Consider the following 12,751-nt stretch of genomic DNA (forward strand, 5'->3'; position numbering starts at 1 on the left):
ACCAATCCATTACTCGTTAATGCCATCGTCAATGCATCTTCCCCAGTATCAAGCATAAAAAAACCGCCTCGTGGGCGGTTTTCAAATCATCATCAACCATTACTGCTGTGGACGCATCGCTGGGAATAAAATAACGTCACGAATCGTATGCGTATTAGTCAATAACATCACTAAACGGTCAATACCAATTCCTTGACCTGCCGTCGGCGGCAAACCATGCTCAAGCGCAGTAATATAATCTGCGTCGTAGAACATCGCTTCATCATCACCAGACTCTTTCGCTTCAACTTGTGATTTAAAGCGTGCATCTTGATCTTCAGCATCATTCAGTTCTGAGAAGCCGTTTGCTACTTCACGACCGCCAATGAAAAACTCAAAGCGATCAGTAAAGAATGGATTATCATCACTACGACGAGCCAATGGTGAGATATCCGCTGGATAGCCAGTAATGAATGTCGGCTGCATCAGTTTCGGCTCTGCGGTTTCACCAAAAATTTCTTCAAGAAGCTGGCCGCAAGTCCAGAAAGGTTCGACATCAACATGAACCGATTTGGCAATCGAGACCATAAGATCACGATTTTGCAGATCATCTTCGGTTAATGCTTGAATTTGCGCATGCTGAGGATTGTAGTGCTTGATGGCTTCAAACATGCTCATGCGAGCGTATTTACCACCAAATTCCACGGTTTCATCACCATAAGGCATCGACGTTGAGCCGAGGACTTCAAGCGCAACCGTACTCAGTAGTTCTTCAGTGAAATCCATCAAATCTTTATAATCTGCATACGCCATATAGAATTCCATCATGGTGAATTCTGGGTTATGACGCGGCGACAAACCTTCGTTACGGAAGTTGCGGTTGATTTCAAAAACGCGATCAAAGCCACCGACAACCAAACGTTTTAAGTAAAGCTCTGGCGCAATACGTAAATACATCGGCATATCAAGCGCGTTATGATGGGTGATAAATGGACGTGCACTGGCACCACCAGGGATGACATGCATCATCGGGGTTTCGACTTCCATAAATTGTTTTGAAGTCATGAAATTACGAATCGCTGACATCACTTTAGAGCGGATGACAAACGCTTGACGAGAATCTTCATTGACTATCAAATCAACGTAACGTTGACGATAACGCATCTCTTGATCGGTTAAACCATGGAACTTTTCAGGTAATGGACGCAGCGCTTTAGTGAGCAGTTCATACTGCTCAATATTCACGTAAAGATCGCCTTTACCAGACTTATGCAAAGCGCCTTTTACACCAATAATGTCACCAATATCAAGCCCTTGATATTTTTCTTTTAGCTCAGCTTGTACCGTTTTATCAGCATAAGCTTGAATACGACCAGACGTCTCTTGAATCACTAAAAAAGGACCACGCTTAGCCATCACTCGACCCGCGATGGAAACAACATGATTGAGTGCTTCCAGTTCTTCTTTGCTCTTCTCACCGAACTCTGCTTGTAGATCACCCGCTAAGCTATCACGACGAAAGTCATTCGGGTGACCGTTCGCCTTACAACTTTTACGGATGTGCTCTAACTTACTACGACGCTCTGCAATTAGTTTGTTTTCTTCTTGCGCGATTTGCTCTTGATTCGTTTCGTTTTGAACAGCATCAGTCATTTTGCATGTACCTTGTTTTGTCGGTAAAAAGCTTACAGACCTGATTTCAGGCTAGCTTCAATAAATTTATCTAAATCACCATCGAGAACCGCTTGTGTATTACGGTTCTCAACTCCAGTACGCAAGTCTTTGATCCGTGAATCATCTAATACGTAAGAGCGAATTTGGCTTCCCCAACCAATGTCCGATTTAGCATCTTCATTGGCTTGTTTTTCAGCATTTTGTTTTTGTAATTCCAACTCAAACAATTTGGCGCGTAGTTGCTTCATCGCTTGGTCTTTGTTTTTATGCTGAGAACGATCGTTTTGGCACTGCACCACGGTATTGGTCGGAACGTGGGTAATACGCACCGCCGATTCTGTGGTGTTAACGTGCTGACCACCAGCCCCCGATGCACGATATACGTCAATACGTAAATCTGCAGGGTTAATATCTACGGCAATATTTTCGTCAATTTCTGGGTAAACAAATGCTGAAGCAAAAGAAGTATGACGACGGCCGCCAGAATCAAACGGGGATTTACGAACTAAACGATGCACTCCCGTTTCGGTTCTTAGCCAGCCATAAGCGTAGTCCCCGATAATACGCACAGTCGCCGATTTAAGTCCAGCAACATCACCCTCGGAAACTTCAATCACTTCGGTTTTAAAGCCTTTATCATCCGCCCAACGCAAATACATCCGCAACAGCATTGACGTCCAGTCTTGAGCTTCTGTACCACCAGAACCAGCTTGCAAATCAATGTAGCAATGCGCAGCATCGTGATCACCAGAAAACATACGCCGAAACTCTAATTGCGCGAGTTTCGCTTCAAGCTCTTCGAGTTCAGGCAAAACTTCATCAAACGTTTCTTGATCCTGAGCTTCAATCGCCAGTTCAAGTAAACCTTCGACATCATCAACCCCCTGTTCAAGCTGGTTAATGGTTTCCACTACCGCTTGTAACGAAGATCGCTCTTTGCCTAACGCTTGTGCGCGCTCAGGTTCATTCCAGACATTGGGTTGTTCAAGTTCAGCATTGACTTCTTCTAGACGCTCTTGCTTAGCGTCATAGTCAAAGATACCCCCTGAGGATCGATGTGCGCTGTGACACGTCCTGGATACGGGTTTTAATCGGATTGATTTCAAACATAGTTATTTTGACTTTATGAATAGAATTTAACCGCAGAATTCTACTGAAAAATGTGACGAAGATACAGGAAAAGTTGTCTAGAAAAAAGGCGGAGTCAACGACTCCGCCGAGGGGAAAGTTTGATTTTAGCGACAACCCGCCATTAACCATCACTCGGATGAATGGCGGTAAAGCGCTTCTGGTACCTAGAGGAGAGACTCCTCATTAATACGCCCAATCAACAGTGCCACTAAGCGACATCATTAGAAGATTGTTCTACCACTGAGCGAGCCATAAAGAACATGCATATTAGCGCCGCTAAAGACGGTAAAACCCAACCCATACCAACATCAAACAGTGGTAACATGTCGAACATTGACATATCAAGCCCGACAACCTGAGCAGCATCAATTAAAGCAAACAAGAACGCAACCAAGGTCACGACTCGAAATGCCACTTTAGGATTCGGCATTTTGTGACGCACAAAGGCGAGAACCACCAGAGCTATCGCGACAGGATAAAGCGCAACCAAGACTGGAATCGATAAAGCAATCAGCTGAGATAAACCAACATTAGCAACCACAGCACAAGCAACGCCATTAATCACTACCCAAGCGCGGTATGGAAGAGGCGTCAAGGAGCAGAAATAGTCAGAACATGCAGAAATAAGACCAATCGCCGTCGTTAAACAGGCTAAAAGCACGATCGTGGATAAGACTAATTGGCCATAAGGACCAAATAAGGCTTGGACATATTGGCTCAATATAAAGCCACCATTGTCCGCCCCACCCGCGATGGCTGAGCTGGTTGCGCCAAGATAAAACAGAGAGATGTACACCGAAGCAAGACCAAAGGCAGCAATAAAGGCTGAACTGATGAGGTATTTCGTCGTCGCTCGCTGCTCGGTGATGCCCTTACTACGCAAGGCATCAACAATTAACATCCCAAACATCAAGGCTGCTAAGGTATCCATGGTGTTGTAACCTTCCAAGAAACCTTTAGTGAAAGGCTGAGTAGCATAAGGCCCGGTGGCCGGCATCCAATCGCCTTGAGGGTCTAGGAATACGCCAATCGCCAACACCACAAGACCGATAAATAAGGCCGGTGTCAACACTTTACCGATCAAATCAATTAAACGCCCTTGCGACCAAGAAAAAAACATCGCCACCAAAAAGAAAAGGATCGAAAAAATAGTCAGGTGAGCTTGGGAGCTATCAGCAAAGAGCGGACTAACGGCCATTTCATAAGCAACGAGCCCGGTTCGTGGCGCAGCAAAAGCCGGACCAATAATAATGAAGATCAATACAGCAATCAGTGTCGCCACTTTGGCGGGGAGATCTTTAGTGAGGTGATTCCAACTGCCTCCAGCGATCGCCACCGCAATGATCGTCACTAAAGGCAGTCCTACCGCCGTCAATAAAAAGCCACTCATGGCGGACATCAAGTTTATCCCAGCTTGTTGACCCGCTAATGGCGGAAAGATAATGTTGCCTGCGCCTAAAAAGAAGGCAAATAGCATAAAGCCTAATGCGGCAATATCTGTTAATTTTAACGTCTGTTTCACAGATAACCCTTATATTACGTATTTAATGAATGTTGTGTGTGCATCTTTAGACAGTACAAGCCATCTAATTTTTAGTGAAGGCGAATAATGAACAACCTATCCGCATTTCGCAATAGCTAAGGGAAAAACACTACATTAATTTATACCGAAGGTTCAATAGCAGTTGAATACACTAACTTTAAAAACATTAACGGAATGATATTTCAATTATCACCCCAAACGTTCCGGTGTTGACCAGCATAAAACACCAAACAAAAAACCAACAGTAGCTTAACTTTCTAAAAACAAATCCATAGCGATATTTAATGAATACTGATTTACCGATAACCAAAGGCTTTCATTTTAAGCAATTTACCATTGAAACAGGACACAGTGGGATGCCCGTCAGTACTGATGGCGTACTATTGGGAGCTTGGGCTTTCAGCCGACCACCCGATCGTTTACTGGATATCGGTTGTGGTACTGGCTTATTAAGCCTGATGTGCGCACAACGCTTTACCAATAGCCAAATTTGCGCTGTCGATATTGACCAACAAGCATTTTTAGCCGCTTCAAATAATATTCGTCGCTCAGTATGGTCGTCACGCATTGAAGTGAGGCATGGTGATATTACCGCCTTACGTTTTATTCAGCCGTTTGATGCCATCATCTGTAACCCACCCTATTTTAATAGCGGGCAACCCGCTCAACAGCAAACGCGAGCGATCGCACGCCACACAGAAACACTGTCTCACCAACAATTACTAGACTGTTTCGCACAACATTTATCCGTGCAAGGTACCGCCAGCTTGATTTTACCTCTGCAAGAAGGGCAAGTTTTTATTGATCAAGCGCAGCAACAAGGTTGGTATTTAACTCGACTCTGTCAAGTTAGGACCACACCACACAAACCGATTCAACGGCTATTATTTGAACTGAGCCGAATTCATCAACCATTACAAGCGAGCGAGCTGATCATTCGTGAATCCAATGACTATAGTGAAGCATTTATTCAGCTTACCCGTGCTTTTTATCTTAAGATGGTGTAATTAAAGATGTGATCTAGACGTGGATCCAACTATAATGTGCGCCCTCTATTTTAGACTATTCAGCCCGAGCCTTGCGGAGTAAATAAACTGTGACTAAAACCTTTGCTGACCTAGAACTGGATGACAATCTCCTTGATGCGATTAAAGAATTAGGCTTCGAACGCCCAACTCAAGTGCAAGAGGAGGCGATTCCCCACGCCCTGGACGGTAGAGATATTCTTGCCTCTGCTCCGACAGGCACCGGAAAAACGGCAGCGTTTGTGATTCCAGCTCTGCAATATTTACAAGATTTTCCACGTAAGAAACCGGGACCAGCGCGCATGCTGATCCTAACCCCAACACGTGAATTAGCGATGCAGATCACTGAGCAAGCTCGTCAGCTCGCCAAACACACTCGGCTGAATATCTTCACCATCACTGGTGGTGTGCAATATCAAGAACACGCCGATATTTTAGCGACCACACAAGATATTGTGGTGGCTACACCGGGGCGTCTGCTTGAATACATTAACGCTGAGCGCTTTGATTGCCGAGCGATTGAGTGGTTGATCCTTGATGAAGCAGACCGCATGCTGGACATGGGCTTTGGTCCTGTGGTCGACCGTTTAGCCGCCGAATGCCGCTGGCGTAAACAAACCTTGCTCTTTTCCGCGACCTTAGAAGGCCGTGGTGTTGAAGGGTTTACCGCGGATCTCCTGAATAATCCAGCAGAAATTACCGCAGAGCCGCCTCGTCGTGAACGAAAAAAAATCGCACAGTGGTATCATCGTGCTGACAGCATGAAGCATAAACTCGAGCTATTGAAAGTGATTCTTACCCAGCAAGCTGAGCGTTCAATCGTGTTTATCAAAACTCGTGAACGTTTAGCAGAACTACGCGGAGAGTTAGAGCGAGCTCAAATCCCTTGCGCTTGGATTCAAGGTGAAATGCCACAAGATCGACGTAATAATGCCATCAGTCGTTTTCGTGAAGGCGATATCAATATCCTACTTGCGACCGATGTTGCTGCGCGAGGCATTGATATTCCCGATGTCAGCCACGTGATTAACTTTGATATGCCACGCAGTGCAGACGTCTATCTCCACCGTATTGGTCGAACTGCTCGAGCCGGTAAAAAAGGCAATGCGATCTCTTTAGTCGAAGCGCATGATCAAATGATGATGGATCGTGTCGCTCGCTATGTAAAAGAAGAGATTAAAGAACGCTTTATTGATGGATTACGCCCAACACATAAAAAATCTGTGTTTAAGAAAAAGAAAAAAGACGAGAGTAAAAAGAAAGTTGCCGCCAAAAGCGTAAAGAAAAAAACCAAGAAAAAGAAATAAGCCCAATAAAAAAAGCCGATGAACAATCCATCGGCTTTTTTTATTACTCATCCGTTAACGATGCCGCTAGTGTTCACGTGTCGCTCGGAAAATAATCTCCGGAGCACGTTCTTGCGCTAAGTTAAGGTTAACCATGGTTGGAGCGATATACGCTAAGTTATCACCGCCATCCAGAGCTAAATTACTTTGGTTTTTACGCTTAAACTCTTCGAGCTTCTTCGCGTCAGCACACTCAACCCAACGCGCGGTTGCCACATTGACGCCTTCGTAAATCGCTTCCACATTGTATTCTGATTTCAAACGTGCCACGACCACGTCAAACTGCAGTACCCCCACCGCACCAACAATCAAATCGTTATTTTGCAGTGGACGGAAAACTTGCACGGCTCCCTCTTCAGAGAGTTGCACTAGCCCTTTCAGTAGCTGTTTTTGTTTAAGAGGATCGCGCAGACGAATGCGACGGAACAGCTCTGGAGCAAAGTTAGGGATCCCAGAAAATTTCAATGATTCACCTTGGGTAAATGTATCGCCAATTTGAATCGTACCGTGGTTATGCAAACCAATGATATCTCCAGCGAAAGCTTCTTCGGCACGTGAGCGGTCACCAGCCATAAAGGTCACCGCATCAGAAATACTGACTTGCTTACCAAGGCGAACATGATTCATCTTCATGCCCTGTTTGTACGTCCCAGAAACAATGCGCATAAAGGCAATACGATCTCGGTGTTTAGGATCCATATTGGCTTGAATTTTAAACACAAAACCGGAGAACTTCTCTTCCGTCGCTTCAACCACGCGCTCATTTGCTTGACGAGCCAAAGGCGCAGGAGCCCACTCGGTTAGCCCATCGAGCATATGATCAACACCAAAGTTACCGAGTGCAGTACCAAAAAATACCGGCGTCAGCGCACCTTGCATAAACAGCTCAAGATCAAACTCGTGAGAGGCACCCAACACCAACTCTAACTCTTCACGTAATTGATTGGCTAAATCAGTCCCAATTTGAGTATCTAACTCCGGGTTATTTAGCCCTTTGATCACTCGTTGCTCTTGGATAGTATGTCCCTGTCCAGAAGAGTATAAAATGGTTTCATCACGATGGATGTGGTATACCCCTTTAAAAGCCTTACCACAACCAATCGGCCATGTGATCGGTGCACAAGCAATGTTTAGCTCATCTTCGACCTCATCGAGCAGCTCCATCGGATCTCGAATTTCGCGGTCCAATTTATTCATAAAGGTAATAATTGGCGTATCGCGCAGACGAGTAACTTCCATCAACTTACGCGTTCTATCCTCAACCCCTTTTGCCGCATCGATCACCATCAGACATGAATCGACCGCGGTTAATGTCCGATAGGTATCCTCCGAGAAATCTTCGTGTCCGGGAGTATCAAGGAGATTGACCAACGCATTTTGATAAGGGAACTGCATTACCGATGTGGTGACAGAAATGCCGCGCTCTTTCTCCATCTCCATCCAGTCAGATTTAGCATGCTGTGCAGAACCACGGCCTTTTACTGTACCTGCGGTTTGAATAGCGCGTCCAAATAATAAGACTTTTTCGGTAATGGTAGTTTTACCCGCATCGGGGTGCGAAATAATAGCAAAGGTTCGGCGCTTTGAGACTTCGCCGATAAAAGGAGTCGTTGACATGCAAGGTATCTTCTTTTTCGGCCGACAGCTAACTCAATGCGAGGTGTCGACCTTATGGTTCAAATTATCGGATATTCTCGCTGATCTTAAGGCTTGGAGCAACTAAAGGCGTATCGCATTATTTAATCAGAAAAGTTAATTTATCTATCATTATGAACTATAAATACTAAACACCTAAAAATAGATTCAACGCTGATGACATTAAAGCCTATCAACTCCCTTGCGTTTCGACAAGCGAACACCGTATTTTGGGTCTCCGTGTTGGTTGGCCTGTGCTTTAGCATGTACCATACTTTGGTCGATTTGCATCATGAACAAAAACGAGTTGAAGAGTATTATCAATTCAAACTCGTGCAAAATTACACCAATGCCAGCCAAGCGGCTTACCATCTTAATCATCTATTGGCAGAGCAAGTGGTCTCTTCTTTAATGACGGATCCTGCCATCATTAACGCAGCAGTGATTGATGATTTTGGTGATGTACTGGCTAAGCAGCAACGACCTATCAGTCATCACTCATTAATGATAAACGGTTTGGTGAGTTACCTTACACCTGAAAGTCCAGTTTTTGTCAGTGAATTACATCAACCCGATTCACAGATTGTGGTCGGCAAACTGACTTTTATGATTGATGGCAATAGCATTGCTCATGCGTTTATCGCCAAAACCACCCGAGTGATTCTGTTTGACTTACTGCGTAATACGTTATTAACGGTTATTTTACTGGCCTTTTTTTACCGCAAACTCTCGCGTCCTATCACCAGCTTAATTGACTGGGTACGTTCATTACCTACGGCTCAATCACCCATCCCCACCAATTTACTACGCCCCAAAGATGAATTAGGCGAGCTTGCCTCTAGCTTTCATTCTTTATGGCAAGACAAAGAAAAAGCGCAAGCCAAACTAAACTATTTAGCCTACTACGACGGCTTAACTGGATTAGCTAACCGAGGACTATTACTGCAAACACTGACTCAAGCGATTGAATACGCACATCAACGCCAGCAAACGGGTGCGCTTTTTTACTTAGATTTAGACCGCTTTAAAACCATTAATGATTCTTTAGGACACACGATTGGTGACACCTTAATTCAATCCATTGCCCACCGTTTACAAGCTTGGGCAAACCATAGTTATACTGCCGCTAGAGTCGGTGGTGATGAATTTGCAATCATTATTCCTAGTTTACCTTATCAACAAATTTCCAGTATCGCTCAGCAGTTACTGGCTTTGTTGGCTAATCCTCACTCGATCGATGGCCACCAGCTGTATTGTACTGCCAGCATTGGCATTGCCACCTTCCCTTCTGAAGGGGTCACCAGTTTGGATGTGTTTCGACAAGCGGATACCGCCCTTTACCGTGCAAAAATCTGTGGGCGAAATAAATATTTATTTTATGAACCCGAAATGCAGGCGCAAGTAGAGACGTTTCTTGATATAGAGAAGGGGCTTCATGAAGCTTTGCAATTCCATCAATTAGAGCTTTATTACCAACCACAAGTGAATGAGCAGCATCAATTGATCGGTGTCGAAGCGTTAATCCGTTGGCATCATCCAGAAAAAGGGTTACTTCCTCCCGGTATTTTTATGCCGGTCGCCGAAGAGACCGGACAGATTTTACCGATTGGCCGCTGGATCATCGAGCAAGCTTGTTATCAACTCTCTCAATGGCAAAAACGTGGCGTGCTTCCTGAACATTTTCGTCGTCTAGCGATCAATATTAGCCCTCTTCAATTTTCACAGGCTTCTTTTGTAGAGCATATCGTCGCAACTTTGCAGCAAAGCGGGATCAGTGGTGATTATATTGAGTTAGAAATCACTGAAGGCTTACTGTTAGAGAATATCGATGAAGCCATTCAAAAAATTGCTCAACTAAAAAGTCAGTCGCTGCATCTGGCGATTGATGATTTTGGCACGGGGTATTCATCGCTACGCTACTTAAAAGATCTTGCGGTTGACGTATTAAAAATCGATCGTTCTTTTGTTACCCAATTACACTTAGATCCTAGCGCACAGGCGATTGTCGATACTATTTTATTGATTGCCAAACGTCTTGATTTGCAAGTGATTGCCGAGGGCGTTGAAGATAAGTTCGAGCTAGAAGCACTAAAAACCATGGGTTGCACACAGTTTCAAGGTTATTTGTTTGATAAGCCGTTGACCTGTCAAGAACTTGAGCAACGATTTACTCACCATTGTTACTCAAAAACGTCTTAGCGATGAATAAAAAGAGCGCGATACCCACAACGCTGAAGTATTAGTGAATGAAGAAATCAAAGGAAGAAATAACTCATGATGATCGCATCTTCTTTGCCATGCTCGGTCGGGTAATAATTAAAACGTCGATCAATCTCGTTAAAACCTGCATCTTGATACAACTGAAAAGCGCGTTGGTTACTCGCTCGCACTTCTAACCAAGCACTTTGTGCTTGCAAGCGCTCACCTTGCTGAATAAAGTCTTCAATCAATTGCTTACCGTAACCTTTACCCTGCTCACTTGGCGCAATCGCTAAGTTAAGTAAGGTAATTTCACCGACAACATGCTGCGCATAATAGTACCCCAATAGCTGATCGTTAAGTAACATAGCTCGATGACATGCGCCACGGCTAGCTAAATCATTAATCATGCTCTGTGACCAAGGGTGAGAATGAGCCTGTTGTTCTATCGACCAAACTTGGCGTAAATGTTCAACAGAAAGGGGAACAAAATGGATACTCATTATTTATTGCGCTCCGTAGGCACAGATTTGTTGCCATAAATCTCGTCGATAATGCGTGTTGCCTTCAACCTCGCTTAACGCTGGCGTGTGTAATGCATTTGCCGTTGTGACGGCACTTGCTTGACAATCGACATACCATATCCATTGCAGATCATTGAGTTCCAATTGACAGAGTTGCTGAGGATAGACATGTCTGGCTTGTGATAAATTGAGATTAAAACTGTTTAATACTCGTTCCAACCAAACCAATTGTGAACCGGAAGGCAAAAGCGAGCTAACCAATAATAATCGGCACTGTTTATCGAGAGACTCTATCGGGGGGGAGTAGCCAGCCAATCGCTGTGGATGAATAAGCTGCCACTCTTGAATACCCATCGCTTGTAAATAATGTTGCTGCTCAAACATAGTGTTCTACTTCACGAAATTTATCTGCATATGCTAACAAATATCGACCATCAAGCCTATAGCGGAAGTATTGAGAGCTATTCTGTTACTTATCTAAATGCTTAAAGGCATCGGTAAATTCAGGGCAATATTCAATGATACCTTGACGATCAATGAAGGCATCCTCCCATAAAGCGACCACTTGAAAAGCAGAGGCAAGCTCAGGCCATGGACAAGAAAAACCATGAGTCTGTGCTTCTTTAAACCCAAACCGTTGATAGTAATTAGGATCACCTAACACCACACAAGCAGGATAACCAAGCTCACCGAGTGAACTTAACCCTTCATTCACCAGCAATGCACCGATGCCTTGCTTGCGATATTCTTTCGCCACGGCTAATGGTGCTAATCCTTGCCAGTTGAGATCCTCACCATTGAGTGTCACTGGACTAAACAGAGCGTAGCCGACAATCTCCCCTTGCTCGTCACAAGCCACTAATGACAGCGTTCGACGTCCATTCTCACGTAGTGATGTCACCAAATTAGCTTCACTATTGGTAGCGAATACCGCGCTTAGTAATCGCTCAACAGCGAGAATATCCGCAGGAGCTTCAGTTCGAATAAGCATTCATTACCTCATTTTGTGTGTTTGGCATCTGCATGCCTTTATGCACAAAATCAGCCAACTGGTGAAGCAAAATTTGCAATACTGGAGGTAATTGTTCAAGATCCACACTGTCCATCAAGTTTTTGACAGCCAATCCTAATTCGGTATCTCCTTCAATCGACAAACGTCTTTGGAAGAACAAGGTATCAGGATCCTCTTTACGACCAGCAATCAAAATAAAATCATTCAAATACCCACTAAAACTGACATCTTCTTGGCAAGGGCGATCGGCCACAATTAACTGCGGATGTTGATAGCTAATAAACCAACGTAATGCGAGATCATGTATTTCTATTTTAAGCCATTTTCCCTCAAGAAACTCAAAATCGCCATCAGCGAGTGCTTCTTGAAACACTAACTTCAGCCCCTCTAACAAGGCTGTTTTTTGTACTCGATGAGGCAATAAATGGACTGGAGATCGCAAAATTGATGGGGCGTTTTGTACGAGTTGACGACGAATCTTGTTTATCACGCGTATTATCCGTTACCTTAAGAGACTGAACGCCCATCATAATGGATGTTAAGGTCACAATACCTGTTATGCATCAAAAAATGGTTATCGATTAAGATGAGCAATGACGCTTTCCAGCCTATCAAATCAAGGTTATAGTTGATGGGTTTCTGATGAGTAATTCTTACCGTGAATAGCACATACTGTATAGCAT

11 protein-coding genes are annotated in these 12,751 nt (G+C 44.2%); 3 read left to right on the forward strand and 8 right to left on the reverse strand.

Annotated features, from left to right (window positions below; genetic code table 11):
• Positions 1–99: 99 nt before the first annotated feature.
• The 3 genes from lysS to brnQ form a co-directional block, all read right to left on the reverse strand.
• Positions 100–1,632: a lysine--tRNA ligase gene (gene lysS / locus CAG60_RS06910; protein ID WP_004394138.1), complete on the reverse strand. Its 1,533-nt coding sequence runs from the start codon at positions 1,630–1,632 to the stop codon at positions 100–102.
• 32 nt (positions 1,633–1,664) lie between these two features.
• Positions 1,665–2,763, reverse strand: a protein-coding gene (gene prfB, locus CAG60_RS06915; protein ID WP_115152517.1) for a peptide chain release factor 2 whose coding sequence is annotated in 2 segments (ribosomal slippage) — positions 1,665–2,687 and positions 2,689–2,763 — 1,098 coding nt in all. Because the reading frame shifts where the segments join, the coding sequence is not laid out codon by codon here.
• 229 nt (positions 2,764–2,992) lie between these two features.
• Positions 2,993–4,306: a branched-chain amino acid transport system II carrier protein gene (brnQ, locus tag CAG60_RS06920; protein WP_158138845.1), complete on the reverse strand. Its 1,314-nt coding sequence runs from the start codon at positions 4,304–4,306 to the stop codon at positions 2,993–2,995.
• A 305-nt stretch (positions 4,307–4,611) separates the two neighbouring features.
• On the opposite strand from brnQ, the gene CAG60_RS06925 reads away from it, so the two are divergent.
• Together CAG60_RS06925 and srmB are read left to right on the forward strand one after the other, a co-directional pair.
• Entirely contained in the window at positions 4,612–5,334 is a 723-nt protein-coding gene (locus CAG60_RS06925; RefSeq protein WP_161438579.1) for a tRNA1(Val) (adenine(37)-N6)-methyltransferase, read from the forward strand.
• 89 nt (positions 5,335–5,423) lie between these two features.
• Positions 5,424–6,659, forward strand: a complete 1,236-nt coding sequence (gene srmB / locus CAG60_RS06930) for an ATP-dependent RNA helicase SrmB (RefSeq protein WP_004394142.1) — start codon at positions 5,424–5,426, stop codon at positions 6,657–6,659.
• A gap of 66 nt (positions 6,660–6,725) precedes the next feature.
• Here srmB and prfC read toward each other — a convergent pair whose 3' ends face one another.
• On the reverse strand, positions 6,726–8,315 hold the full coding sequence (gene prfC / locus CAG60_RS06935; RefSeq protein ID WP_154170250.1) for a peptide chain release factor 3: 1,590 nt from the start codon (positions 8,313–8,315) through the stop codon (positions 6,726–6,728).
• 192 nt (positions 8,316–8,507) lie between these two features.
• On the opposite strand from prfC, the gene CAG60_RS06940 reads away from it, so the two are divergent.
• Complete coding sequence (locus tag CAG60_RS06940) at positions 8,508–10,532, forward strand: putative bifunctional diguanylate cyclase/phosphodiesterase (RefSeq protein ID WP_161438581.1); 2,025 nt, start codon at positions 8,508–8,510, stop codon at positions 10,530–10,532.
• A gap of 56 nt (positions 10,533–10,588) precedes the next feature.
• On the opposite strand, the gene rimI is transcribed toward CAG60_RS06940, so the two are convergent.
• The 4 genes from rimI to ubiT form a co-directional block, all read right to left on the reverse strand.
• Positions 10,589–11,035, reverse strand: a complete 447-nt coding sequence (gene rimI / locus CAG60_RS06945) for a ribosomal protein S18-alanine N-acetyltransferase (protein WP_040903786.1) — start codon at positions 11,033–11,035, stop codon at positions 10,589–10,591.
• A gap of 3 nt (positions 11,036–11,038) precedes the next feature.
• A complete protein-coding gene (locus tag CAG60_RS06950; RefSeq protein WP_040903788.1) occupies positions 11,039–11,440 on the reverse strand; it encodes a DNA polymerase III subunit psi in 402 nt (133 codons plus the stop codon).
• An 85-nt stretch (positions 11,441–11,525) separates the two neighbouring features.
• Positions 11,526–12,047 carry a GNAT family N-acetyltransferase gene (locus CAG60_RS06955; RefSeq protein WP_161438580.1) on the reverse strand — a complete coding sequence of 174 codons (522 nt, stop codon included), beginning with the start codon at positions 12,045–12,047 and terminating at the stop codon, positions 11,526–11,528.
• Positions 12,031–12,558: a ubiquinone anaerobic biosynthesis accessory factor UbiT gene (ubiT, locus tag CAG60_RS06960; protein WP_040903790.1), complete on the reverse strand. Its 528-nt coding sequence runs from the start codon at positions 12,556–12,558 to the stop codon at positions 12,031–12,033. The genes CAG60_RS06955 and ubiT overlap by 17 nt, the downstream gene beginning before the upstream one ends.
• Positions 12,559–12,751: the final 193 nt, after the last annotated feature.

The sequence above is a fragment of the Vibrio sp. V33_P6A3T137 genome (genome assembly GCF_009904835.1).
Lineage (GTDB): Bacteria > Pseudomonadota > Gammaproteobacteria > Enterobacterales > Vibrionaceae > Vibrio > Vibrio metschnikovii.